This window comes from Acidovorax sp. KPB24-07 (assembly GCF_057543315.1).
Map to the genome: position 1 here is coordinate 1 of NZ_BAAJYS010000034.1, position 25691 is coordinate 25691.

A 25691-nucleotide genomic window follows, 5' to 3' on the forward strand; every position below is an offset into this window, starting at 1 on the left:
GTGGGTTCGTCGAACAGCATCACGATGGGGTCCATCGACAGCGCACGGGCGATCGCCACGCGCTGCTGCTGGCCGCCCGACAGCTGGCCGGGAAACTTGTCCTTGTGCGCCGACAGGCCCACGCGGTCCAGCATCTTGAGGCCGCGCTTCTTCGCCTCGTCCGCGCCGCGGCCCAGCACCTTGACCTGCGCGATCGTCAGGTTCTCGGTCACCGACAGGTGGGGAAACAGTTCGAAGTGCTGGAACACCATGCCCACGCGGCTGCGCAGCTTGGGCAGGTTGGTCTTGGGATCGTGCACGGCGATGCCGTCCACGAAGATCTCGCCCTTCTGGAAGGGCTCGAGCGCGTTGATGGTCTTGATCAGCGTGGACTTGCCGGAGCCCGAAGGGCCGCACACCACCACGACTTCGCCCTTCTGGATGGAAGTGGAGCAGTCGGTCAGCACCTGGAAGCTGCCGTACCACTTCGAGACATTCTTCATTTCAATCATTGCTATTTCCTCACTCTTTCCGCTCAGCGGATGATGGCGATTTTCCGGTGCAGGCGCTTGACGACCCAGGACAGTGCGAAGCACATCGCGAAGTACACGACGGCTGCCAGCAGGTAGGCCTCGATCGGCCGCCCGTAGTTCTTGCCCGCCGTCTCGAAGCCCTTGAGCATGTCGTAGGCACCGATGGCGTAGACCAGCGAAGTGTCCTGGAACAGGATGATGGTCTGCGTGAGCAGCACGGGCAGCATGTTGCGGAACGCCTGCGGCAGGATCACGAGCTTCATGTTCTGGCCGTAGGTCATCCCGAGCGCCTGGCCCGCGAACACCTGTCCGCGGGAGATCGACTGGATGCCGGCCCGCATGATCTCGCTGAAGTACGCGGCCTCGAAGGCGATGAAGGTGATGATGGCCGACAGCTCCGAGCGGTAGCTCGTGCCGATTCCGCCGGGCAGGGCCGCGTAGAACGAAGCCGGCACCAGCAGGAAGAACCACAGGATCACCATCACCAGCGGGATGCTGCGCATGCCGTTGACGTAGAACGTGGCTGGCGCATCCAGCCACTTCTTGCCCGACAGGCGCATCAGCGCCAGCACGGTGCCCAGCAGGATGCCGCCGACCGTGGCGATCAGCGTCAGCATGATGCTGAAGTAAAAGCCCTTGACGACGAACTTGCTGATGATGTCCCAGCTGTAGAAGGAAAGGTCGAGATTCATCATGTCAGTGGCCTCCCCCCGTGCCGCCGGACACGATCAGGCCGGGAACGCGCGTGCGCTTTTCGATGAAGGCCATGATGCGGTTGATGGCGAAGGCCGAGATCACGTACAGGCCCGTCACGGCCAGGTAGATTTCGATGCCGCGCGAGGTCTCTTCCTGCGCCTGCATCGCGAACATCGTCAGTTCGGCCACCGACACGGCGAAGGCCACGGACGAGTTCTTGAAGATGTTCATCGTCTCGCTCGTGAGCGGCGGAATGATGATGCGAAATGCCATCGGCAGCAGCACGTAGCGGTAGTACTGCACGGTGGTGAAGCCCATGGCCATGCCCGCGTAGCGCTGGCCGCGCGGCAGGGCCTGGATGCCCGCCCTCACCTGTTCGGCGATCCGCGCCGAAGTGAAGAAGCCCAGCGCCAGCACCACGAGGATGAAGCCCGAGACGCCCTTGAGCACCGGAAAGATCGCCGGCAGCACGTGGTACCACAGAAAAATCTGCACCAGCAGCGGAATGTTGCGGAACAGCTCGACCCAGGCATTGCCGAAGCCGACCAGCACCTTGTTGTCGGGCAGCGTGCGCAGCGTCCCGACGATCGATCCCATCACCAGCGCGATGACCAGGGCCAGCAGGGCCACCGACACCGTCCAGCCCCAGGCAGAGAGCATCCACTGGAGGTAGGTCGGGTATTCACCCCCTGGGTCCTGCAGGAAGACTTGCCAATCCCAATTTGATCCCATGGGAAATCCTTCTCAAATCTCGTTGTCTTCAAACTTGGCGCCCCATCCCGGGCATCCCTGCCGGGGAAACAAACAAACGCCCACCGTCAGGTGGGCGTTTGCCGCATGCGAGCGCCGGGCGCTCAGTCCTTGGTGGCGTACTCTTCCATGGGCTTGTCGTTGGGGTTCGCCCAGGCGGCCTTCGTCGCTTCGCTCACCGGCAGGCCGATCTTCACGTTGTTCGGAGGCACGGGCTGCAGGAACCACTTGTCGTACAGCTTGGCCATGTCGCCGGACTTGATCTGCGCCTTGATGCTGTCGTCCACGGCCTTCTTGAAGGCGGGGTCGTCCTTGCGGATCATGATCGCGATGGGTTCCACGCTCAGCACTTCGCCGACGATCTTGAAATCGTTGGGGCTCTTGGACTTGGCGATGTTGGAAGCCAGGATCGAGCCGTCCATGATGAAGGCGTCGGCGCGGCCGGATTCCAGCAGCAGGAAGCTGTCGGAATGGTCCTTGCCGAACACTTCCTTGAACGTCAGGCCTTCGGCGCGCTTGTTCTTGCGCAGCGTCTGCACCGAGGTGGTGCCCGTGGTGGTGGCGATGTTCTTGCCGTTCAGGTCCTTGATGCCGGTGATGCCCGAATCGGCCTTGACGGCGATGCGCACTTCTTCGACATAGGTCGTGACCGCGAAGGCGACGTCCTTCTGGCGGGCCGCGTTGTTGGTGGTGGAGCCGCACTCGATGTCCACGGTGCCGTTTTGCACCAGGGGGATGCGGTTTTGCGACGTGACGGGCTGGTACTTGACGTCCAGCTTGGCCAGGCCGAGCTGCTTTTGCACGTCGGCGATCACCTTGGCGCACACGTCGTAGTGGAAGCCCGTGTACTTGCCGTCACCCAGGGTGTACGACAGGCCGGAGGATTCGCGCACACCTTCGGTGATCGTGCCGGAGGCCTTGATCTTGGCCAGCGTGTCATTGGCTTGCGCGAATGCGCTCCCTGCAGCCAGGGCGGTGATGGCGACTGCCAGCAAATGCTTCTTCATCAGGATCTCCTTAGAACTTACGGATACAACGGAAACAATCATTCTAGATATTGGCACGGAGTGGAATTCGCCACCATGCCGAATACCCGGAACATCGGGTCAGCGCAGCTAAAAAACGGCGCTCAAAACGGAACCTGATCGGTGGGATAGCGCCAGAAATCCCGCAAGAGATAGCTCACCGGAAGATTGAGCGCGCGGTTGGACGGCGGTATGGGCTGGGCGAACCACTTGTCGTAGATGGGATAGATCTCGCGGCTGGTGATCAGCCGGCGCATCTCGTCGTCCACCACCTTCTTGAACGCAGGGTCGTTCTTGGGCAGCATGATCGCCAGGGGCTCGGTGGTGATGAACTTGCCGACCACCTTCAAGGCGGCCGGATTGGGGCGGTTGGACGCCAGGCCGTAGAGCAGCACGTCGTCCATCGCGAAGGCATCGGCCTCGCCCTTTTCCACCATCTCGACGGCCCGGGCGTGGTCCGGGGCTTCGACGATGTTGATCTGCAGGAGCCGCTCGCGATTGATCTGCTGGACCGCCTTCAAGGGCGTGGTGCCCTTGGTGGACACGAGCTTCTTGCCGCTGAGGTCTTCGATGCGGTCCACGTTGCTCTGGGCCGGCACCAGCAGGCGGGCGCCGGTGATGAAGTGGGGCACGGTGAACGCCACGACCTGGCGGCGTTCGGCATTGTTGGTGGTGGAGCCGCACTCCATGTCGGCGCGGCCTTTCTCGATGGTTTCCATGCGGTTGGCCGAGGTGACCGGCACGAATTCCACTTCCATGTCCTTGCGGCCGGTCTTCTTGCGAACGACCTCGGCGATCCGCTGGCACAGCTCCACCGCATAGCCCACGGGCTTGCCGGCGTCCACATAGGAAAAGGGCACCGAGGATTCCCGGTAGGCCAGCACCAGCTTGCCTCCGGCGGTGACCCGCTCCAGTACCCCCTGCGCGGAGACAGCCATGCCCCAGCACAAGGCGGCAACGCCCCATACGGCCTTCCAATGGAATGTTTTCATGGCTTGTCTCAAAGTTCGTAAGTTCTAACCTGAGCAAACACCGTGCCAGGCCGGGCCTCTCTGTTGGGCGAAGGCTTGTGCACTTCGCTCCGGACGCCGGGACGGAATGTACGTCCCGTCACACGGTCTTTCCAATGCCAAATGCACGGTGGAATATGCATTTGACACATAACCTGACCCTGCGGTCAAAGGGGCTTGTCCGTACTGTGGGCCTGCAGGTAAGTCCACAACGACTGGGCGATGCCCTTGGAGGGTTCCTTGCCAGACGGCTTTTCACGGTAGGCCCGCACTTCCATCGCCATCTGCAGGTCCTCCACGCCCGGGGGCGCCGCACTGACCAGGCGGCGCGAGCGCAGTTCCTTCTTGACCGCGCTGTGCGGCAGGAAGGCGACCCCATGCCCCTCGACCGCCATCGCCTTCAGTCCCTCGGCCATGTCGGTTTCATAGACGCGGTCCAGGTGGATGGCCGTGCCCGACTGCTTGAGGATCAAATCCGTCACGCGGCCCAGATAGGCCCCGGGTGCATACCCCAGGTAGGGCAGCGGCTCGCCCGCGCGGCCCGGCAGGCTGAACAGGGGCTGGCCGTCGGCATTGGCGCGCGAATAGGGCGAGAGGATTTCCTGGCCCAGGGTCACCATTTCGTAGCGGTCGGCGTCGAGCTGGAAGGGCTGCGAAGGATGGTGGTAGGCGATCAGCAGGTCGCACCCCCCCTCCACCAGGCGCAGCACGGCATCGTGCACGTTGAGCGCGATGAGGCGGCTCTTGACCGGCCCGAAACGCTCGCGCAGGCTCGACAGCCAGGCGGGAAAGAACGTGAAAGCCAGCGTGTGCGGCACTGCGAACTCGATCATGTCCTTGCCGGCGCTGGTGTGGGCCCGCAGCATGGCGCGGGTGTTCTGCATGGCCTGCAGCATCTCCAGCGCTTCCTCGTAGAGCGTCTTGCCCGCGGGCGTGAGCCGGGTCGGGTAGGAGCTGCGGTCCACCAGATCGGTGCCGGCCCAGGCCTCCAGCGCCTGGATGCGGCGCGAGAACGCCGGCTGGGTCACGTGGCGCAATTGCGCTGAACGGCTGAAGCTGCGCGTTTCCGCGAGGCTGACGAAATCCTCGAGCCACTTGGTTTCCATGGCGCGCATTATCGGGGGCCGCGCGCGCCTGCGGCGCAAGGCCCCTTGGGGAAACCCTGCACCGGACCCTGCCACGTTTGCTTGCAAAATGGCTTCGGCGCTCCGAGCGCCGCCCCGTCCGGGCCCCTGGCGCACAAGGCCGGCGGGCAGAGTGACCCGCATCGCCACGTTGTCCGTTCTCTCGACCCTCTGCCTCCCATGTCCTCACTTCCCCCGTCCGGGCCCGCGCCCCACGACGCGGCACGGCCTGCCGCACCGCCCGACGACGCTCCCCGCTCCCTGCGCATCGAAGACTGGCTCACCGTCATCGTGATGGCGGCGCTGGCCCTCATCACCTTCGCCAATGTGCTGGTGCGCTACTTCACCAACTCATCCTTCGCCTGGACCGAGGAGATCTCGGTCTTCCTCATGATCGTCCTGGCGCTGGTGGCGGGCTCCGCCGCGGTCGCGCGCGACCAGCACATCCGCATCGAATGGTTCGCCGAGGGCGGCTCGGCCGCGCGCCGTCACCTGCTGGCCCGCTTCGGTGCACTGATGGTGGCGCTGCTGTTCGGCGCGATCGCCGTGCTGAGCGTGCGGGTGGTGTGGGACGACTACCGCTTCGGCGAGACCTCCCCCGGCATCGGCGTGCCGCAGTGGTGGTACTCGGTGTGGCTGCCGCTGCTGTCCGCACTGATCACCTGGCGGGCGGTGGGGCTGTTCATCCGCCGGGGCCGCACGGCCTCCCCGGCGGGCCGGCAGGACACCTCCGCATGATCGCGACCCTGCTGTTCGTGGCGTTCCTCGCCATGATGTTCGTGGGCGTGCCCATCGGCGCCGCGCTGGGGCTGGCGGGGGTGGCGGCCATTGCCCTGGCCAATGCCGACAGCCAATGGTTCGGCCTGCTGGCCGTGCCCCAGAACTTCTATGCCGGCCTGGGCAAGTACCCGCTGCTGGCCATCCCCATGTTCGTGCTCGTGGGCTCGATCTTCGACCGCTCCGGCGTGGCGCTTCGGCTCGTGAACTTCGCCGTGGCCATCGTGGGCCGCGGCCCGGGCATGCTGCCCCTGGTGGCCATCGCCGTGGCGATGTTCCTGGGCGGCATCTCCGGCTCGGGCCCGGCCAACGCGGCCGCGGTGGGTGGCGTGATGATCGCGGCCATGTCGCGGGCGGGCTATCCGGGCTCGTTCTCCGCCAGCGTGGTGGGCGCCGCGGCGGCCACCGACATCCTGATCCCGCCCTCCGTCGCGTTCATCATCTATTCGGTGCTGGTGCCGGGCGCCTCCGTGCCCGCGCTGTTCGCGGCCGGCATGATTCCCGGCGTGCTCGCCGGCATCGCGCTGATCGTGCCCGCGGTTTGGCTGGCCCGCCGGCACAAGATGGGCGCGCTCGAATCCTCCATGCCACGCCCGCCGTTCTGGCGCAGCCTGCGCGAAGCCTCCTGGGGCCTGGCCGCGCCGGTGCTGATCCTGGGCGGCATGCGGGCGGGTTGGTTCACCCCCACCGAGGCGGCCGTGGTGGCGGTGTTCTACGGCCTGTTCGTGGGCATGTGCATCCACCGGACCATCCGGGTGCGCGACCTGTTTCCCATCCTGCGCGAGGCGGGCGAGCTCTCGGCCGTGATCCTGCTGGTGGTGTCGCTGGCCGGCATCTTCGCGTTCTCGCTGTCCACGCTGGGCGTGATCGATCCGGTGGCCAAGGCCATCGTGAACTCGGGCCTGGGCGAATACGGCGTGATGGCGCTGCTGATCCTGCTGCTCATCACGGTGGGCATGTTCCTCGACGGCATCTCGATCTTCCTGATCTTCGTGCCGCTGCTGCTGCCCATCATGCAGCACTACCAGTGGGACCCGGTGTGGTTCGGCGTCATCCTCACGCTCAAGGTCGCCCTGGGCCAGTTCACGCCGCCGCTGGCCGTGAACCTCATGGTGTCGTGCCGCATCGCCGGCGTGCGCATGGAGTCCACCGTGCGCTGGGTGGGGCCGATGCTGCTGGCGATGTTCATCGTCATGGTGCTGGTCATTGCCTTCCCGCAACTGGCGCTGTGGCTGCCCGCCCGCCTGGGCTACTGACCCCATCGACCCCACCGCCCCCTTTTCACCGAGAACCAGGAGACTGAAACCATGAAACTGCGCACCTTCCTCACCAGCGCCGTCGCTGCCGCCGCCGCACTGGCCTTCGCCACGCCGGCCCTGGCGCAAAACTACAAGAGCGAATACCGCATGTCGCTGGTGCTGGGCACCGCCTTCCCCTGGGGCAAGGGCGGCGAACTGTGGGCCAGCAAGGTCCGCGAACGCACGCAGGGCCGCATCAACATCAAGCTGTACCCCGGCGTTTCGCTGATCCAGGGCGACCAGACGCGCGAGTTCAGCGCGCTGCGCCAAGGCGTGATCGACATGGCCGTGGGCTCCACCATCAACTGGTCGCCCCAGGTCAAGCCGCTCAACCTGTTCTCGCTGCCCTTCCTGTTTCCAGACTACGCCGCCGTGGATGCGGTGACGCAAGGCGAGGTGGGCAAGAGCATCTTCCAGACGCTGGACAAGGCCGGCGTGGTGCCGCTGGCCTGGGGCGAGAACGGCTACCGTGAAATCTCCAACTCCAAGCGCCCCATCAAGAGCCCCGAGGACCTCAAGGGCCTGAAGATCCGCGTGGTCGGCTCGCCGCTGTTCCTGGACACCTTCTCCGCACTGGGCGCCAACCCCACCCAGATGAGCTGGGCCGACGCCCAGCCCGCCATGGCCAGCAGCGCCGTGGACGGGCAGGAGAACCCGGTGTCGGTCTACATGGCCGCCAAGCTCTACACCGTGGCGCAGAAATACATGACCCTGTGGGGCTACATGAACGACCCGCTGATCTTCGTGGTCAACAAGGACATCTGGAATTCCTGGACGCCTGCCGACCGCGAAATCGTCAAGCAGGCCGCCATCGACGCCGGCAAGGAACAGATCGCCATCGCGCGCAAGGGCATGGTCGAGGCCGACAAGCCCCTGCTCAAGGAAATCGCCAGCCACGGGGTGACGGTGACCCAGCTCAGCCCCGCCGAACGCACCGCCTTCGCCAAGGCCACGCGCCCGGTGTTCGACAAGTGGAAGGGCCAGATCGGCGCGGACCTGGTGGACCAGGCCGAGAAGGCGATCGCCGCGCGCAAGCCCTGAAGGGCCGGGTCGGCCTGCGGACCGGCGCCCGCGCACGAGGGTGCGTTGCGGCGCCCCGTCAGCCGGCCTCTCCGCTTTGCTGCAGCGCCCACATGCTGGCGTAGCGGCCGCCCTGCTCCAGGAGCGCGGCATGGGTGCCGCGCTCGATGATGCGGCCGGCTTCCATCACCAGAATCTCGTGCGCATCCACCACCGTGGAGAGGCGGTGCGCGATCACCAGGGCCGTCTTGTTGCGCGCCGCGCTTTTCAGTTCGGCCTGGATGGCCCGCTCATTGGCGGAATCGAGCGCGGAGGTGGCTTCGTCGAAGATCAGGATCGGCGGGTTCTTCAGCAGCGTGCGGGCGATCGCCACCCGCTGCTTCTCGCCGCCCGAGAGCTTGAGGCCGCGCTCGCCCACCTGCGTGGCGTAACCCAGCGGCGTGGCGGCGATGAAGCCGTGGATGCGCGCGGCCTGGGCGGCAGCTTCCACGGCATCCTGGCCCGCGCCCGGGTGGCCGTAGGCGATGTTGTAGGCGATGGTGTCGTTGAACAGCACGGTGTCCTGCGGCACGATGCCGATGGCGCGCCGCAGGCTGTCCTGTGTCACGGCCCGGATGTCCTGCCCGGCCACCGTGATGCGGCCCGACTGGATGTCGTAGAAGCGAAAGAGCAAACGCGCCAGCGTGGACTTGCCCGAGCCCGAGGGCCCCACCACCGCCACCGTCTTGCCGGCGGGAATCTCGAAGCTGATGCCGTGCAGGATGGGCCGCGCGCTGCCCGCACGGCTTTCGTAGGCGAAGTGCACGTCTTCGAAGCGCACAGCCGGGTGCTCCAGGTGGACCAGCGGCTGGGCGCCGGGCGCATCGGCCACCTCGCGCTCCTTGTCCATCAGGGTGAACATCTTGTCGAGATCGGTCAGGCTCTGCTTGATCTCGCGGTAGATCACGCCCAGAAAGTTGAGCGGGATGTAGAGCTGGATCATGAAGGCGTTCACCATGACCAGATCGCCCAGCGTCATGCGGCCATCGGCCACGCCTTGCGCGGCGCGCCACAGCATGGCCACCAGGCCGGTGGCGATGATGAGCTGCTGCCCGGTGTTCAGCAGCGACAGCGAGGTCTGGCTCTTGAGCCGCGCATGGCGCAGCCGCTGCAGGCTTTCGTCGTAGCGCTGGGCTTCGAACGCCTCGTTGTTGAAGTACTTGACGGTCTCGTAGTTCAGCAGCGAGTCCACCGCCTTCGCGTGCGCGGCCGAGTCGAACTCGTTGGCCTGCCGGCGGAATTTCGTGCGCCATTCGGTCAGCAGCACGGTGAACGCGATGTACAGGCCCAGGGCGCCCAGCGTGATCCAGGCGAACCACGCGTCGAACTTGACGGCCAGCACGGAGAGCACCAGGAACACCTCGATCAGGGTGGCGCCGATGTTGAACAGCGTGAACGAGATCAGCGATTCGATGCCGCGCACGCCGCGTTCGATGTCGCGCGTCATGCCGCCCGTCTGCCGCTCCAGGTGAAAGCGCAGGCTCAAGGCATGCAGGTGCTCGAACGTCTGCAGCGCGATGCTGCGGGCGGCGCCCTGCGTGGCCTTGGCGAAGACCAGTTCCCGCAGTTCGGTCAGGATGGAGGTGGACAGGCGCAGCCCGCCATAGGCCAGCAGCAGGGCGATGGGCACGACCACCACCGCGGCAGGGTCGCCCGGGGCGATCGACATGGCATCGATCAACTGCTTGAGTAGCAGCGGCACCCCGACGTTGGCCACCTTGGCCCCCACGACGAAGACCAGCGCCGCGATCACCCGCCACTTGTATTGCCAGAGATAGGGAACGAGCCGGCCGAGCGTGGCCCAGTCGGTGCGGGAGCCGGCGCCGGAGCGCGAGGCAAGAGGGGGTGGGGATTCGCCGTGGGGGCGCATGAAGGACAATTCCGGTTGTTGTTTTACCGAGATTGTGCCCATGACCGCTCTTCCCAGCGCTGCGTTGACCGAACTGCCCACCGACAAGGAGCTGGTGCTCAAGGTGATTCCGATGCCGGCCGACTGCAACGCCAACGGCGACATCTTCGGCGGCTGGGTCATGGCCCAGGTCGACCTGGCGGGATCGGTGCTGCCGGCGCGCTATGTGCAGGGCCGCATGGCCACCGTGGCGGTGAACGAATTCGTGTTCAAGCAGCCCGTTCGCGTGGGGGACATCCTGTCGTTCTTCTCGGCGGTCACGCGCACCGGACGCACCTCGGTCACGGTGGAGGTCGAGGTGTATGCAGAGCGCTTTTCAGCGCAGGGCCGGTATGTGAAGGTCACGGAAGCGCGGCTGACCTATGTGGCCATCGATGCCGCAGGCAGGCCCCGCCCGCTGCCGGCCACCGCTGTGCCCGAAAGCGGCACGGCAGGCTGAGAACATGCAGTGAGAACCCCGGCGCGAAACGCCTGGCCTGCCACGGGCCGTACGTGGCAGGTCGGTGACGTGCGCCCTCGGCGCACGCCGGGGTCGGTCGCAATGCCCGCCGAGGCTCAGGCCGCGGCGAGTGCAGGCGCTTCGTTGCGCGCGTTGGCGGTGTTGTTGTTCACCGCATTGGCACGGGGAGCGGGGCCCGACGTGCCGGCAAAGATTTCGCCGGCCAGCTGGCCGCCCTCTTCGATCACCACCTTGCCGTAGCGGATCTTGCCGGTCACCTTGCCGGTGCTGTAGATCACGAGCTTTTCGCGCACGGTGAGCGTGCCGTCGAACTCGCCGTGGATCTCGGCGATGTCGATTTCGGCGGAGCCGCGGAAGGCGCCCTGCTCAGCGATGTGGATCACGCGGGAGTCCATCGTGGCCTCCACCGTGCCTTCGACCACGAGCGTGTCGCAATCGGTGATCTCCACCCCTTTGAGCTTGATGTTCGGGCCCACCGTCAGCTTGCTGCCCACGCCGTCGGAAACGGCACTGCCAGGCGCCGTGCCGGTGGATACCGGCTTGGCGGAAGAAGGGGCCGTGGTCGTGGCACTGTTGCCACCAGGCACCACGGTGGTCGCACCACCGAGGACGGAAGAAGGTTGGCGAGGCTGGAATGCGTCGGGTTCACGCTTGCCGAAGAAGGGGTTTTGCACGGCCATCAGATCTCCTTGAAAAAGAGCCATGCTAGAAGCGACGTTCCGCGAAAACTCCCCGCGTTACGCAAGAACGGTAACCAAACCATTCGATCGTTGCATGCACTTGCATGCTTTGCAGCGACATACATCGCCGCGATCGCGCGCAGGCCGAGGCTACGAAACGATGTAGGCCGCAGCGCCTGCCGACATCAGGGTGCCATCGGGGCCGAAAAACTCCATGCGCGTGCTGGCCACGCGGGAGCCCAGCCGCAGCACTTCGGCCCGCAGGGTGAAGTGGCTCCCGATGCCTGGCCGCAGATAGTCGATGCGCAGGTCGATGGTGCCCAGCTTGCCGAAGCGGTGCAGGCGCTGCGCGGGCGGCTCGTCCATGTGGCGGGCGCCGATGGCCGCCATCACGGCGAGCCCCCCCATGGCATCCAGCCCCGCGCTGATGACGCCGCCGTGCACGCGGTTGTAGGCGTAGTGCCCCACCAGCTCGGGCTTCATCTCGATGCGCGCCTCGACATGTGCGGCTCCCAGGTGCGTCACCTTGAGACCGAGCAATTGGTTGAAGACGATGCGCTGCTCGAAGATGTCCTTCAAACCATCGATGAACTCGGCCTCGAACGGAGAGGGCTGGGCGGAATCAGGGGGTGGAGTCATCGAGGAAGGGGCAAGGGTTCAGGGCTGAAAGCCCGAATGGCGGACCACCGGCGCCCATTGCGCCTTGTAGGCCGTCAGCATTTTGGCGGTCTGGTCGCGCGAGCTGACGACGGGCACCATGTCGGCCGCCACGAAGCGGGCCTGCAGGGCCGGGTCCGCCATGACCTGGGTCACCGTGTCGGCGATGCGCCGGGCCCGGGCCGGCGGCAGCCACGCAGGCGCGTAGAGCACGTTCCAGCCGAGGGCGGACAGGCCCAGGCCCGCCTCCTTGAAGGTGGGCACCGTCGGCAGCGTGGGAGACCGCTGATCGCCCGACACCGCCAGAATGCGCAGTTTGCCGGCCTTGTGCAGGGGCTCCAGCGCATCCAGTGTGTCCACGGCGATGGGCACGTGGCCGCCCATCAGATCGTTGAGCAGCGGCGCGGAACCCCGATACCCCACGACGGGCAGTTGCAGGGAGAGCTTCTCGGCCAGCATCAAAGCAAAGAAATGCGGCAGACTGCCGGTGGCCGGCACGCCGGCGGCCAGCTTGTCCTGATTGGCCAGCATCCAGGCGTGCAGGTGGGCGAACTCCTTGACCGGCACGGCCGTGGACACGGCCAGGCCGAACTGGTAGCTCGTGATCTGGGACAGGGCCACATAGTCCTTGTCGGGGTCGTAGCCGTTGTCCTTGAAGACCAGCGGCGCCACCAGCATGGTGGCCGGGTTGGCCAGCACGACCTGGTTCTGGCCGGAGCTGTCGCGGTGCAACTGCTGGACGGCCAGCCGCCCCCCCGCGCCCACGCGGTTTTCCACCACCACCGGCACCGCCAGCCGGGGCCCGAGGGCATCGGCCAGCAGGCGCGCGGCCCGGTCGGATGCTCCACCGGCTGCATACGGCACCACGACCTTGAGGATGCCCCCTTCCAGCGGCACGGGCGCCGAAGCGGTCGTCCCCTGAGCCAGGGCCGACGCCCCCCAGGGCCCCGCAGGCAAGCGATGCGCCCCATTGCACAAAGGCGCGGCGCGACGGCGCACGGGGAGCAGCGAATGGCGATGGTGGTTTGGCAGCAGTCATGGCACGGTCCGGCAGGGGGTTGATGGATGAGCAGCAATGTACTGCCAGATTCATGCCACCGGCATCTATCGTTATGCCCGGTTTCCAGGCAAAACGCCAGGCCCACGCCCCCCGCAGATGCGGTCACACGGCGCTGAAATCCGGCCGGCGTTTCTCGACGAAAGCGCTGAACGCCTCGCGTGCAGCAGGCTCCTGCAGCATTCGGCCGAAGCTCGCGCCTTCCTCGGCCATGCGCTCCAGCACCGCGGCCGTCTGGCCCTGCTTCATGAGGCGCTTGGTCTCGATGAGCGCGGAAAGCGGCTTGGCCGCCAGCTTGCGCGCCTGGGTCTGGGCCACCATGTTGCACTCGGTGGGCGGCACCACGCGGTTGACCAACCCCACCTCCAGCGCCGCCTCGGCCAGGAAGGGCTCGCCCAGCAGCAGCGCCTCGGCCGCGCGGTGGTAGCCCATCATCTGAGGCACGAGCAGGCTGGACGCGGCCTCCGGGCACAGCCCCAGGTTGACGAACGGCATGGAGAACGCGGCGTTGTCACCCGCATAGACCAGATCGCAGTGAAAGAGCATGGTGGTGCCGATGCCCACGGCCGGGCCGCAGACCGCAGCCACCACCGGCTTCGGGAACGTGGCGATGCCGCGCAGGAAGCGGAACACCGGCGAGTCCTGCGTGGATGGCGGCTTGTTCAGGAAGTCGCCGATGTCGTTGCCGGCGCTGAAAATGGCCACATCGCCCTGCAGCACGACCACGCGCACCGCGCTGTCGGCCGCGGCGGACTCCAGCGCATCCGCCAGCGCGGCGTACATCGCGGTGGTGATGGAGTTCTTTTTCTCCACGCGGTTGAAGGTGATGGTGGCCACGCCGGATTCGGTGTGAACGAGGATGTCCTGGGTCGAGGTATCGGTCATGGGAAAGCTCCTGCCATGGAAGGTCGTGGGCGGGGAAAGCGAACGGGGCGCCAGGGGGCGCCTCATTCCTTGTAATAAACAATCTGGTGGCTGCTGGCCAGCATGGTGCCGGCATCGTTCCACAACTGGGCCGTCTGGTCGAAAAAGCCGTTGCGGAATTCTTGCGCACGCGCCTGGCCCAGCAAAAATCCGGTGCCCGTGGCGGCCAGCTGCTCCCGCCCTGCGTGGAAATACACCGTGAGGGACACCGTGCCTGCCGGCACCCGGTGCGCACGGCGCAGCCAGACCCGCGGAAAGAACACGTCGGCCAGCGCCGCCAGCGCGCAGAAGTCGAGCGGGCGGGCGGGCGCATCGCGCATCCACAGTTGCGACAGGCTGCTGTCGCCGTTGCCGTCCCAGCGCTGCGGCAAGGCCCCGGTCACCGGCCGCAGGTCGTAGCGGTCGAGCCAGGCCACGCCCAGCCCTTTGGCCAGCGGCTCCAGGGTGTCGGGGCCGGGCGCTGTCGGCATGGGGGTGTCGGCCAGGCTCCAGGTTTCGCGGCGGGCGGCGGTCACGGCGGTGCCCGTGGTGGTCGTGACCCACTCGCCGTCGACGCCAGGCTGCACGATGGACAGCGTCCAGTGCTGCGTGGACCGGTTGGTGCGCACCGGCGTGGCCTGCACCGTGAAGGGGCCCTGCGCCACCGCACCGGCGTAATTGACGGTGAGCGACAGCGGCTCACCCAGGCGGTCGGGATGCTGCAGCACGGCCTGCAGCAGCACCGCGGCCGTCGCGCCGCCGAAAGGGCCGACCATGTTCCAGTAGGCGGGCGTGGTCCGGCCGGTGTACCGGTGGGCACCGGCCGGCTCCAGGGCCAGCGCGTCGTCCAGGGGATGGAGATCGAGGGTCATGGTGTGCGAGTGTGCCGTGATTGCTTTCTCCGTCCCGTCGTGCCGGCGACTGCCTGAACCCGGATGCCGGGGCGCGCAATGCGCCCCGACCTCAGACGCGCTCGAAAATGCCCGCAGCGCCCTGCCCCATGCCCACGCACATGGTCACCATGCCGTACTTGAGGTTCTTGCGGCGCAGCGCATGCACCACCGTGGCAGCGCGGATGGCGCCCGTGGCGCCCAGCGGGTGGCCCAGGGCGATGGCGCCGCCCATGGGATTGACCTTGGAAGGGTCCAGGCCCAGTTGGCGCACGACCGCCAGCGACTGCGCGGCGAAGGCTTCGTTCAGCTCGAACCAGTCGATGTCTTCGTGCTTGAGGCCCGCATAGCGCAGCGCGGCCGGAATGGCCTCGATGGGGCCGATGCCCATGATGCTGGGCGGCACGCCCTTGCTGGCGAAGCTCACGAAGCGGGCCAACGGCGTGAGGCCGAAACGCTTCACGGCTGCCTCGCTCGCCAGGATCAGCGCGCCCGCGCCGTCGCTGGTCTGCGAGCTGTTGCCGGCGGTGACGGAGCCCCGCGCGGCGAACACCGTCTTGAGCTTGGCCAGGCCTTCCAGGCTGGTGTCGGGCCGGGCGCCTTCGTCCAGCGCCACGGTGCGGGTCTTGGCGATGCTCTCGCCCGTCTCCAGGTCCGCCGTGCGGTCGGTCACCTCGATGGGCGTGATCTCGTCGGTGAACTCGCCGGCCTGCTGCGCGGCCAGCGCCTTCTGGTGCGACTGCAGCGCGAAGGCGTCCTGGTCCTCGCGCGACACCTTCCACTGCTGCGCCACCTTCTCGGCCGTGAGGCCCATGCCATAGGCGATGCCCACGTCGCCGTCCTTGGCGAAGATGCTGGGCGACAGCGAGGGCGTGTTGCCCATCATGGGCACCATGCTCATGCTTTCCACGCCGGCGGCGATCATCACGTCGGCCTCGCCCACGCGGATGCGGTCGGCCGCCATCTGCACGGCCGACAGGCCCGAGGCGCAGAAGCGGTTCACGGTGATGCCGCCCACGCTGGTGGGCAGCCCCGCCAGCACCGCGCCGATGCGCGCCACGTTCAGCCCCTGGGCGCCTTCCGGAATCGCGCAGCCGCAGATGATGTCTTCGATGGAAGCCGGGTCCAGCCCGGGCACCTGGGCCAGGGCCGCCTTGAGGGTGGTCGCCAGCAGATCGTCGGGGCGGGTGTTGCGGAAGAAGCCGCGGTGCGACTTGCCGATGGGCGTGCGCGTGGCGGCGACGATGTAGGCGTCCTGCATTTGTTTTGCCATGAAGAAGGCTCCTTCAATCGATCAATCGATCGGTCAGTCAATCAGTCAGTTACTTGGCGGGGCGGCTGGACGGAATCCAGGCCCACGTGAATTCGCATTCCACCGGCTCGATGCCGGCCTCGTCCGTCACGGTGACCTGCACCTGCATCTCGCCCTTGTCGCTGTCCTGCATGGCCTGGCGCTGCGCGTCGGTCAGCACCGCCACCGCGCGCAAGGCGCCCGTGGCGCGCTTGCGAAAGGCCATCTTCAGGTCCTTGGCCAGCGGCAGGCAGTCGTCGCGCACGTTCAGGCCCATCGCCATGCCCGTGGCCGTCTCGGCCAGCAGGTTCATGGCCGAGGCGTGGATGCTGCCGACGTGATTGCGCACGCGGTGCTCGTTGGGCAGGCGCACTTCCACGCGGTTCGGCGACATCTCGATGAACTCCACCCGCGCCGTGCGGGTGAACGGCACGGCGCGGCGCAGCACCAGGTTGCGCACCCAGGGGCGCAGGAACTTCGGGAACTCGTCCACCTGTTCCAGCTGGAGCTGCATGCGGTTGGGCGGGAATGCGCCGGTGGAGGTTGTCATGCGGTCGTCCGATGGCACATCAGTTGCGCAGGGGCTTGCCGGTGTTCAGCATGCCCAGGATGCGCTCCTGCGTCTTGGGGTGCTGGATGAGCGCGCAGAAAGCCTTGCGCTCCAGCGCCATCAGGTATTCCTCGCTCACCAGCGTGCCGGCATCCACGTCGCCGCCGCACACGATCTCGGCGATCAGGGTGGCGATGTGCTGGTCGTGGTCGCTGATGAAGCCGCCGTCGCGCATGTTCACCAGCGAGCCGCGGATGGTGGCGATGCCGCTGCGGCCGGCCACGGGGAACAGGCGCTTGTTAGGGGCGCGCCAACCGCTGGCCGCCATCGCCTTGGCTTCGTTCAAGGCGACGAACAGCACCTCGTCCTTGTGCGGCACGACGATGTCGCTGTCCAGCAGGTAGCCGAGCTTCTTCGATTCCAGCGCGCTGGTGCCCACCTTGGCCATGGCCGCGGCGGTGAAGCCTTCGGTCAGGAAGGGCAGGATGTCCTTGCCCGTGGAGGCGGCGGCGTTCTCGGCCGCACGGCGCGCGATGTAGGTCAGGCCGCCAGCGCCCGGCACCAGGCCCACGCCCACTTCGACGAGGCCGATGTAGCTTTCCATGTGCGCCACGCGGCGGGCCGAATACACGGCCAGCTCGCAGCCGCCACCCAGTGCCATGCCGTGGATGGCGGACACCACCGGCACCTGCGCGTAGCGCAGGCGCAGCATGAGGTTCTGCAGCTCTTGCTCGACGCTCTCGATGGCCGAGATGCCGGCCACGACGAAGGCCGGCATGGTGGCGGCCAGATCGGCGCCCACGCTGAACGGCGCGTCGCCGGACCAGATCACCAGGCCGTCGTATTCGCGCTCGGCGATGTCGATGGCTTCGACGAGCCCCTCCATCACGTCGGGGCTGATCGCATGCATCTTGCTTTGGATGCTGGCGATCAGGATGCGGCGACCGGAGGGGCCTCCATCCTTGTCCAGCGTCCAGGTGCGCAGCGCATCGGACTCGGACACCGTGGTGCCGGCCGTGCGCCAGTCGGGCAGCGCCTCGCCCAGCAGCTTCTCGGGGAAGTGCTGGCGCTCGTACACGGGCAGCTGGCGGCGCGGGACGAACTTGGCGCGCGAAGCGCTCCACGATCCTTCAGCCGTGTGCACGCCGCCGGCCTCGGCCACCGGGCCCTTGAACACCCAGTCGGGCAGCGGTGCCTTGCTGAGCGCCTTGCCGGCGTCGATGTCCTCCTGGATCATCTTCGCCACCTCCAGCCAGCCGGCTTCCTGCCACAGCTCGAAGGGGCCCTGCTTCATGCCGAAGCCCCATCGCATGGCCTGGTCCACGTCGCGCGCGTTGTCGGCGATGGTGCCCAGATGCACGGCAGCGTAATGGAAGCTGTTGCGCAGGATGGCCCAGAGGAACCGGCCCTGCGCCCCCTCGGCATGGCGCAGCAGCTTCAGGCGCTCGCCGGCGGGCTTCTTCAGCATGCGGGCATACACCTCGTCGGCCTTCTGGCCACCCGGCACGTACTCGCCGCTTTCCAGGTCGAAGCGCAGGATGTCGCGGCCCACCTTCTTGTAGAAGCCCGCCTTGGCCTTCTGGCCCAGGTTCTTCATCTCGATGAGTTTGTTCAGCACCTCGGGCGTGCCGAAGCTGCCGTAGAACGGATCAAACTGCGCAGCCCCTTTGGTAGCGTCTTCGCTCAGGTTGTCCTGCAGCGTCTTGATGACGTGGGCCATGGTGTCCAGGCCCACCACATCGGCGGTGCGGAAGGTGCCGCTGCTGGCGCGGCCCAGCTTCTTGCCCGTGAGGTCGTCCACCACGTCGTAGGTCAGGCCGAAGTTCTCCACTTCCTTCATCGTCGCCAGCATGCCGGCGATGCCGACGCGATTGGCGATGAAGTTGGGCGTGTCGTGCGCGCGCACCACGCCCTTGCCGAGGCCGCTGGTCACGAAGGCTTCCAGCTGGTCGAGCACCTCGGGCCGGGTCGTCGGCGTGTCGATCAGTTCCACCAGCGTCATGTAGCGCGGCGGGTTGAAGAAGTGGATGCCGCAAAAGCGCGGCTTGATGGCGTCGGGCAGCGCCTCGCTCAGGCGCGTGATCGACAGGCCGGAGGTGTTCGAGGCCACGATGGCGCCGGGTGCGATGAAGGGCGCGATCTTCTTGTAGAGATCGAGCTTCCAGTCCATGCGCTCGGCGATCGCCTCGATGATGAGATCGCACCCGCGCAGCTGCTCCAGGTGCTCTTCATAATTGGCCTGGCCGATCAGCGCGGCATCTTCCGCCACGCCCAGCGGCGCGGGCTTGAGCTTCTTGAGCCCCTCGATGGCCTTGGTGACGATGCCGTTCTTCGGGCCTTCCTTGGCGGGCAGGTCGAACAGGACGACCGGCACCTTCACGTTGGCGAGGTGGGCGGCGATCTGCGCACCCATCACGCCCGCGCCGAGCACGGCGACTTTCTTCACTTGGAATCGGGACATGGTTGGTTTCTTTGGAATGGGTTACTGCATGCGCTGCCAGACCTGCGTGCGCCAGAACGGGCCGAGGTAGCCGCGCACCTCCAGCTTGGCGCCGCCGTCGATGGGCGTGAAGCTGGCGCGGTATTCCTTGCCGTTTTCGGGGTCGAGGATCTTGCCGCCCTCCCACACGTCCTTGCCTTCGGCCTTCTTGCCGCCCCGGATGATCTCCAGGCCGGCGATGGGCTGGCCCTTGCGGTCGTCCTGGCATTCGACGCAGACCGCATCGGCGGGCGTGTCCTTCTTCAGCGACTTCTCGATGCGGCCGGTGAGCGCGCCGCCCGTTTCGGCGATGCGGATCTCGGCCTTGGCCTCGCCCGTCTTGTCGTCGATGCTGCGCCACCCGCCCACGGGCGACATCTGGGCCCACGCGGGGGCGGCCATGGCCACACACAACATCGTTGCTAGCGCTTTATTCATAACGGCTCCAGTGCAAAAAAAGGCGGGGAAGGGGGCGGCCGGTGCGGTCAGGCCAACGCGGCGTCGGTGTCCATCAGCGGCTTGGCGCCGGCACGCGCGGTGCGCATCAGCGTGGCCGTTTCGGGGAACAGCTTGGCGAAGTAAAAACGCGCCGTCTGCAGCTTGGCGACATAGAACGGGTCGGTGTTGCCGTTGGCGATCTCGCGCAGCGCCACCTGGGCCATGCGGGCGAACAGGTAGCCGAACACCAGGTGGCCGGCCACGCGCAGGTAGTCCACGGCGGCGGCGCCCACTTCGTCGGGGTTCTGGAAGCCCTTGAAGCCGATCTCGGTGGTGAACTTGGTCATCTGCTCGCCCAGGTAGGCGATGGGATTGATGAACTCGGCCATCTTCTCGTTCACGCCCTCTTCCTGCACCAGCTGGCCCACCAGCTTGCCGAACTTCTTGAGCGTGGCGCCGTTGTTGCCCAGCACCTTGCGGCCCAGCAGGTCCAGCGCCTGGATGCCGTGCGTGCCCTCGTGGATCATGTTCAGGCGGTTGTCACGCCAGTACTGCTCCACGGGAAAGTCGCGCGTGTAGCCATAGCCGCCGTGGATCTGGATGGCGAGCGAATTGGCCTCCAGGCACCACTCGCTGGGCCAGCTCTTGGCAATCGGCGTCAGCACCTCCAGCAGCAGCCGCGCCTCGTCGGCGTCGGGCGAGGTGCCGGTGTGCTGTTCGTCCACCAGGCGCGCGCAGTACAGGTTGAGCGCCAGCGCGCCCTCGCCGTAGCTCTTTTGCGCCAGCAGCATGCGCTTGATGTCGGCATGCTCGATCAGGCGCACCTGGGGGGCGCTCGCGTCCTTGCCGGCCTTGCCCAGCAGACGGCCCTGCGGCCGGTTCTTCGCATAGTCCAGGCTGGCGTGGTAGCCGGCCAGGCCCAGCATGGTCGCGGCCATGCCGATGGCGATGCGCGCCTCGTTCATCATGTGGAACATGCACTTCAGGCCCTCGCCCGGCTGCCCCACCAGGTAGCCGATGGCGCCCGCGCGGCCCTCGACGGGGTAGCGCCCCTCGCCGAAGTTGAGCAGCGTGTTCGTCGTGCCGCGCCAGCCCAGCTTGTGGTTGAGCCCCGCCAGCGCCACGTCGTTGCGCACGCCCGTGAGCTGGCCCTGCGCATCGACGAGCCGCTTGGGCACGATGAACAGCGAGATGCCGCGCGTGCCCGGCACCAGCTTGCCATCCGGCCCGGGGATCTTGGCCAGCACCAGGTGCACGATGTTCTCGGTCAGCTCATGGTCGCCGGAGGAGATCCACATCTTGTTGCCGGTCAGGCGGTAGCGCGGGCCCAGCGGGTCCTGCCGCCAGGCATCGCCGCCGCCATCGCCGTCCGCGTCCGGCACGGCGCGCGTGGCCACGTCCGAGAGCGACGAGCCTGCCTGCGGCTCCGACAGGCACATGGTGCCGGCCCAGCGGCCGTTGAATTCGTTGTGCGCGAACACCTGCTGCTGCGCCGGCGTGCCGTGCGCCATCAGCAGGTTGGCGTTGCCCGAGGTGAGCAGGTTGGAGCCGATGCTGGCCGACGCCGCAGCGAAGAAGCTGTTGGCCGCCGCCTCCACTGTGTAGGGCAGCTGCATGCCGCCCAGCTCGTAGTCCTGCGCGGCGCCCAGCAGGCCCGACTCGGCATAGGCGCGGCGCGCCTCGTGCGTGGCCTGCGGCAGGATCACCTTCTCGCCGTCGAAACGCGGCTCCTCGGTGTCCACCAGGCGGTTGAACGGGGCGTACTTTTCGCGGGCGATGCGCTCGCAGGTGTCCAGCACCGCATCGAAGGTTTCGCGCGAATGGTCGGCAAAGCGCTCGCGCGCCTGCAGCGCGGGAGCGTCCAGCCAGTCGTAGAGCAAGAAATCAACCGTGGTGCGCAGGCTCATGATGGGGCATCGAATAAGGCTTCACCGCAATGAATGCGGCGGCATACAGCTACAAAAATAATAGCAAACAACCACCACCGGCGTTCAGCCGGGCGAAGCCGGTGGCGAAGGCGCGGCATGCGATGGCAGGGCCACGATGGTGCCCTGGGCGATGGCGCAGAGCTTTTCCACCCCGCCCTGCACCGCGAACACGTCGCAGCGGCAGACCGCCTGCGACGCCCCGGCATGCACGGCCTGGGCGCGCGCCACCAGGCGCTCGCCCACGGCGGGCCGCACGTAGTTGATCTTGAACTCCGAGGTGACCACCGGCACCCGCAGCGCCGAGCCGCCCGCGTAGGTGAGCGCGTTGTCGGCCAGGTAGCTCACCGCCCCGCCGTGCACGAAGCCGTGCTGCTGGCGGATCTGCTCGGTGATGGGCAGGTGCAGTTCGCACGCGCCCGGGGCGAACGCGTGCAGTTCGGCGCCCAGCAGCACGCTGAAGGGCTGCGCCGCCAGCACCTCGCGGCCCATGGCCAGAAAGGCCTCGGGCGGCACGGTGACGGGTGGCGCGGCCATGGGCGTGCCCCGTGCGGTTACAGCACTTCGAAGATGCCGGCCGCGCCCATGCCGCCGCCGATGCACATGGTCACCGCCACGCGCTTGGCGCCGCGGCGCTTGCCTTCGATGAGCGCATGGCCCGTGAGACGCTGGCCGCTCACGCCGTAGGGGTGGCCCAGGGCGATGGCGCCGCCGTTCACGTTCAGGCGGTCGGCGGGAATACCCAGCTTGTCACGGCAGTACAGCACCTGCACGGCGAAGGCCTCGTTCAGCTCCCACAGGTCGATGTCATTCACCGTGAGGCCCAGCTTCTTGAGCACCTTGGGCACGGCGAACACGGGGCCGATGCCCATCTCGTCGGGCTCGCAGCCCGCCACCGCGAAGCCCAGGAAGCGGCCCAGGGGCTTCAGGCCCTTGCGGCTGGCGTAATCCTCGCTCACCAGCACGCAGGCGCCGGCACCGTCCGAGAACTGGCTGGCATTGCCGGCCGAGATCACGCCGCCGGGCATGGCCGGGCGGATGCCGCTGATGCCTTCCTTGGTGGTGCCTTCGCGCGTGCCTTCGTCCTTGGAGACCATCACCTGCTGGGTGATGAGGCCGCGCACCTTGTCGGCCACGCCGGCCGTCACGGTGATGGGAGCGATCTCGTCGTCGAACAAGCCCGCGGCCTGCGCGGCGCAGGCCTTTTGCTGGCTGGCGGCGCCGTATTCGTCCATGGCGTCGCGGCCGATGCCATAGCGCTTGGCGACCTGCTCGGCGGTCTCCAGCATGCTCCAGTAGATCTCGGGCTTGGCCTTGGCCAGTGCCAGGTCGCGCAGCATGTGCAGGTTCATCTCCTGCTGCACGCAGGAGATGCTCTCCACGCCGCCGGCCACGTACACGTCGGCCTCGCCGGCGATGATGCGCTGCGCCGCCAGGGCGATGGTTTGCAGGCCCGACGAGCAAAAGCGGTTCACCGTCACGCCCGACACGCTGACCGGCAGGCCGGCGCGCAGCGCGATCTGGCGCGCGATGTTGGCGCCCGTGGCGCCCTCGGGGTTGGCGCAACCCATGATGACGTCTTCCACTTCCGCGCCGTCGATGCCGGCGCGCGCGATGGCGTGCTGCACGGCATGGCCGCCCAGCGTGGCGCCGTGGGTCATGTTGAACGAGCCCTTCCAGCTCTTGGCGAGCGGCGTGCGGGCGGTGGAAACGATCACTGCGGAGGTCATGTGCAATTCCTTGGGATTCGGGGGGACACGTGCGGTGCGGTCGGTCGGGTCAGGAGAAGGCCTTGCCTTCCGCGGCGAGCCGGGCCAGCAGCGGCGCGGGCTCCCAGAACTTCGCGTCGTCCAGCGGGTTCTGCGCGAAGCGCTTCATGGCCTGCACCACGTTGAACAGGCCGACCTCGTTGGCGTAGTGCATGGGGCCGCCGCGGTGGATCGGAAAGCCGTAGCCGGTGAGGTACACCATGTCGATGTCGCCCGACTTGCCGGCGATGCCGTCCTCCAGGATGTGCGCGCCTTCGTTCACCAGCGAGAACACCAGGCGCTGCACGATCTCTTCGTCCGAGATCTTGCGCGGCGTGATGCCCAGGGCCTTGCGGTGGTCTTCGATCATGCGGTTGACCACCTCGCTCGGGATCGCATCGCGCTTGCCGGCCTGGTAGTCGTACCAGCCCGCGCCGGTCTTCTGGCCATAGCGGCCCATCTCGCACAGCAGGTCGGCCGTCTTGCTGTACTTCATGTCGGGCTTTTCCTGGTAGCGGCGCTTGCGGATCGCCCAGCCGATGTCGTTGCCGGCCAGGTCGCCCATGCGGAACGGGCCCATGGCGAAGCCGAACTTCTCCACCGCCTTGTCCACCTGCTGCGGCGTGGCGCCCTCCTCGATCAAAAAGCCCGCCTGGCGGCTGTACTGCTCGATCATGCGGTTGCCGATGAAGCCGTCGCACACGCCCGAGACCACGGCGGTCTTCTTGATCTTCTTGGCCAGGGCCATCACCGTGGCCAGCACGTCCTTGGCGGTGGCCTGGCCGCGCACCACTTCCAGCAGCTTCATCACGTTGGCGGGGCTGAAGAAGTGCATGCCCACCACGTCCTGCGGGCGCTTCGTGAAGCCGGCGATCTTGTCCACATCCAGCGTGGAGGTGTTGGACGCCAGGATCGCGCCGGGCTTGGCCACGGCATCGAGCTGCTTGAACACGGTCTCCTTCACGCCCAGCTCTTCGAACACCGCTTCGATGATGAGGTCGGCGTCCTTGAGGTCGGCGTAGTCCAGCGTGGTGGCGAGCAGCCCCATGCGCTGCTGGTACTTGTTTTCCTTGAGCTTGCCCTTCTTGACCTGCGACTCGTAGTTCTTCTTGATCGTGGCGATGCCGCGGTCCAGCGCCTCCTGCTTGGTCTCCAGAATCGTCACGGGAATTCCGGCGTTCAGGAAGTTCATGGCGATGCCGCCGCCCATGGTGCCGGCGCCGATCACGCCGACCTTCTGGATGTCGCGCTTCGGCGTGCTGGAGGGCACGTCGGCGATCTTGCTCGCGGCACGCTCGGCCATGAATAGGTGGCGCAGCGCGCGGGACTCGGGCGTCCACATCAGGTTGATGAACAGCTCGCGCTCGTAGGCGATGCCATCAGCGAACTTGCGCTTGGTGGCGGCCTCGACGGCGTCCACGCATTTTTCAGGCGCCGGGACGTTCTTGGCCATGCCCTTGACCATGTTGCGCGCGAACTGGAAGTACGCATCGCCCTCGAGGTGCTTGCACGGCAGGTTGCGCACCAGCGGCAGGGGGCGCACGTCGGCAACGCTCTTAGCAAAGGCCAGGGCCTCGGCGGCCAGCGCTTCGGGCGAAGCCACCAGCTTGTCGAACAGCTTCTGGCCGGGGATGGAGCCGATCAGCTCGCTCTTGACCGTCTCGCCGCTCACTATCATGTTGAGCGCGGCCTCCACGCCCAGCACGCGCGGCAGGCGCTGCGTGCCGCCGGCGCCGGGCAGCAGGCCCAGCTTGACCTCGGGCAGCGCCACGCTGCAGCCCGGCGCGGCGATGCGGTAGTGGCACCCCAGCGCCAGTTCCAGCCCGCCGCCCATGCACACCGAATGGATGGCCGCCACCACGGGCTTGGCCGAGTTCTCCACCGCCAGGATCACCGATTGCAGGTTGGGCTCCTGCAGCGCCTTGTCGGTGCCGAACTCCTTGATGTCGGCCCCGCCGGAGAACGCCCCACCGGCGCCCGTGATGACGATGGCGCGGACGGCCGCGTCGGCGTTGGCACGCGCCAGCCCGTCGGCCACGCCCTGGCGGGTGGCATGGCCCAGGCCATTGACGGGGGGGTTGTCGAGCGTGATCACGGCCACATCGCCGTGGACTTGGTACTCAGCGGTCATTGCTTGTCCCTTGGTTTGATCTAGAAAACTAGAAAAGAACGATCGTGCTTTTGATTCTAGAGAGTCCGGGCGCGGATGCCAGCCAATGTTGTCCCGGCTGGGACAGAAAACGCGGCGGCACCACAGCTTCACCAGCAGACACGGCGGTCAAGGCTCCCTGTCGTTCGAGCTTTGTGAACGTGCTCCCCGATATCCGTAACCACCTGAAGTGGAAGTGAGGTCCGTCAAACTTGGAGAATGACGGACATGAGGAAAGAGTCGAATTCACGGAGCAGCAGATCATCGGTTTCCTGAAGCAGGCCGAAGCGGGCCTGGCAGTCAA

Annotated in this window: 24 protein-coding genes; 4 read left to right on the top strand and 20 right to left on the bottom strand. The window is 66.9% G+C overall.

Features of this window, described 5'->3' with window-relative positions; all coding sequences use genetic code 11:
• The 6 genes from AC27IQ_RS06700 to AC27IQ_RS06725 all read right to left on the bottom strand — a co-directional run.
• On the bottom strand, positions 1-491 hold a 491-nt coding region (locus AC27IQ_RS06700), incomplete at its 3' end, for an amino acid ABC transporter ATP-binding protein (protein ID WP_487088992.1).
• 23 nt (positions 492-514) lie between these two features.
• A complete protein-coding gene (locus AC27IQ_RS06705) occupies positions 515-1207 on the bottom strand; it encodes an amino acid ABC transporter permease (protein ID WP_272565133.1) in 693 nt (230 codons plus the stop codon).
• A gap of 1 nt (position 1208) precedes the next feature.
• Positions 1209-1940: an amino acid ABC transporter permease gene (locus tag AC27IQ_RS06710; protein WP_272565134.1), complete on the bottom strand. Its 732-nt coding sequence runs from the start codon at positions 1938-1940 to the stop codon at positions 1209-1211.
• Positions 1941-2062: 122 nt separating this feature from the next.
• Entirely contained in the window at positions 2063-2965 is a 903-nt protein-coding gene (locus tag AC27IQ_RS06715; protein ID WP_487088993.1) for an amino acid ABC transporter substrate-binding protein, read from the bottom strand.
• Positions 2966-3087: 122 nt separating this feature from the next.
• Positions 3088-3975, bottom strand: a complete 888-nt coding sequence (locus AC27IQ_RS06720; RefSeq protein ID WP_487088994.1) for an amino acid ABC transporter substrate-binding protein — start codon at positions 3973-3975, stop codon at positions 3088-3090.
• Between the two features lie 185 nt (positions 3976-4160).
• Positions 4161-5099, bottom strand: a complete 939-nt coding sequence (locus AC27IQ_RS06725) for a LysR substrate-binding domain-containing protein (RefSeq protein ID WP_272565137.1) — start codon at positions 5097-5099, stop codon at positions 4161-4163.
• Positions 5100-5297: 198 nt separating this feature from the next.
• On the opposite strand from AC27IQ_RS06725, the gene AC27IQ_RS06730 reads away from it, so the two are divergent.
• Genes AC27IQ_RS06730 through AC27IQ_RS06740 form a run of 3 tightly spaced genes read left to right on the top strand, consistent with a single transcriptional unit; the run spans position 5298 to position 8233 of the window.
• The gene (locus AC27IQ_RS06730; RefSeq protein ID WP_487088995.1) at positions 5298-5855 is read left to right on the top strand and encodes a TRAP transporter small permease; all 558 of its coding nucleotides are present in this window, start codon (positions 5298-5300) and stop codon (positions 5853-5855) included.
• On the top strand, positions 5852-7150 hold the full coding sequence (locus AC27IQ_RS06735) for a TRAP transporter large permease (RefSeq protein ID WP_284429739.1): 1299 nt from the start codon (positions 5852-5854) through the stop codon (positions 7148-7150). Before AC27IQ_RS06730 ends, AC27IQ_RS06735 begins: the two co-directional genes overlap by 4 nt.
• Before the next feature lie 51 nt (positions 7151-7201).
• Entirely contained in the window at positions 7202-8233 is a 1032-nt protein-coding gene (locus tag AC27IQ_RS06740; RefSeq protein WP_272565140.1) for a DctP family TRAP transporter solute-binding subunit, read from the top strand.
• A gap of 58 nt (positions 8234-8291) precedes the next feature.
• On the opposite strand, the gene AC27IQ_RS06745 is transcribed toward AC27IQ_RS06740, so the two are convergent.
• Positions 8292-10121, bottom strand: coding sequence for an ABCB family ABC transporter ATP-binding protein/permease (locus tag AC27IQ_RS06745; protein ID WP_284429738.1), 1830 nt, complete (start codon positions 10119-10121; stop codon positions 8292-8294).
• A gap of 40 nt (positions 10122-10161) precedes the next feature.
• Here AC27IQ_RS06745 and AC27IQ_RS06750 point away from each other — a divergent pair, with 40 nt between their 5' ends.
• Positions 10162-10599, top strand: a complete 438-nt coding sequence (locus AC27IQ_RS06750) for an acyl-CoA thioesterase (protein WP_487088996.1) — start codon at positions 10162-10164, stop codon at positions 10597-10599.
• 116 nt (positions 10600-10715) lie between these two features.
• Here AC27IQ_RS06750 and AC27IQ_RS06755 read toward each other — a convergent pair whose 3' ends face one another.
• From AC27IQ_RS06755 to AC27IQ_RS06815, 13 genes are all read right to left on the bottom strand, one after another.
• Positions 10716-11300 (bottom strand): bactofilin family protein, encoded by a 585-nt coding sequence (locus AC27IQ_RS06755; protein WP_284429736.1) that lies wholly within the window; start codon positions 11298-11300, stop codon positions 10716-10718.
• Between the two features lie 150 nt (positions 11301-11450).
• Complete coding sequence (locus tag AC27IQ_RS06760) at positions 11451-11939, bottom strand: thioesterase family protein (RefSeq protein WP_284398167.1); 489 nt, start codon at positions 11937-11939, stop codon at positions 11451-11453.
• Positions 11940-11957: 18 nt separating this feature from the next.
• Positions 11958-12854: a tripartite tricarboxylate transporter substrate-binding protein gene (locus AC27IQ_RS06765; RefSeq protein ID WP_284429735.1), complete on the bottom strand. Its 897-nt coding sequence runs from the start codon at positions 12852-12854 to the stop codon at positions 11958-11960.
• Between the two features lie 265 nt (positions 12855-13119).
• Positions 13120-13899 (bottom strand): enoyl-CoA hydratase, encoded by a 780-nt coding sequence (locus tag AC27IQ_RS06770; RefSeq protein ID WP_284429734.1) that lies wholly within the window; start codon positions 13897-13899, stop codon positions 13120-13122.
• 62 nt (positions 13900-13961) lie between these two features.
• Entirely contained in the window at positions 13962-14789 is an 828-nt protein-coding gene (locus AC27IQ_RS06775) for an acyl-CoA thioesterase (protein WP_487088997.1), read from the bottom strand.
• A gap of 91 nt (positions 14790-14880) precedes the next feature.
• Complete coding sequence (locus AC27IQ_RS06780; RefSeq protein ID WP_317353130.1) at positions 14881-16080, bottom strand: acetyl-CoA C-acyltransferase; 1200 nt, start codon at positions 16078-16080, stop codon at positions 14881-14883.
• A 49-nt stretch (positions 16081-16129) separates the two neighbouring features.
• Positions 16130-16648, bottom strand: coding sequence for a DUF4442 domain-containing protein (locus tag AC27IQ_RS06785; protein ID WP_272565149.1), 519 nt, complete (start codon positions 16646-16648; stop codon positions 16130-16132).
• Positions 16649-16667: 19 nt separating this feature from the next.
• The gene (locus tag AC27IQ_RS06790) at positions 16668-19109 is read right to left on the bottom strand and encodes a 3-hydroxyacyl-CoA dehydrogenase/enoyl-CoA hydratase family protein (protein WP_487088998.1); all 2442 of its coding nucleotides are present in this window, start codon (positions 19107-19109) and stop codon (positions 16668-16670) included.
• A 21-nt stretch (positions 19110-19130) separates the two neighbouring features.
• Positions 19131-19565, bottom strand: coding sequence for a DUF2147 domain-containing protein (locus AC27IQ_RS06795; RefSeq protein ID WP_284429730.1), 435 nt, complete (start codon positions 19563-19565; stop codon positions 19131-19133).
• Between the two features lie 47 nt (positions 19566-19612).
• Complete coding sequence (locus AC27IQ_RS06800; protein ID WP_487088999.1) at positions 19613-21472, bottom strand: acyl-CoA dehydrogenase; 1860 nt, start codon at positions 21470-21472, stop codon at positions 19613-19615.
• Between the two features lie 84 nt (positions 21473-21556).
• Positions 21557-22027 (bottom strand): PaaI family thioesterase, encoded by a 471-nt coding sequence (locus AC27IQ_RS06805; protein WP_284428682.1) that lies wholly within the window; start codon positions 22025-22027, stop codon positions 21557-21559.
• A 17-nt stretch (positions 22028-22044) separates the two neighbouring features.
• Complete coding sequence (locus tag AC27IQ_RS06810; protein WP_487089000.1) at positions 22045-23220, bottom strand: acetyl-CoA C-acyltransferase; 1176 nt, start codon at positions 23218-23220, stop codon at positions 22045-22047.
• 49 nt (positions 23221-23269) lie between these two features.
• Positions 23270-25369 carry a 3-hydroxyacyl-CoA dehydrogenase NAD-binding domain-containing protein gene (locus AC27IQ_RS06815; protein ID WP_487089001.1) on the bottom strand — a complete coding sequence of 700 codons (2100 nt, stop codon included), beginning with the start codon at positions 25367-25369 and terminating at the stop codon, positions 23270-23272.
• Positions 25370-25691: the final 322 nt, after the last annotated feature.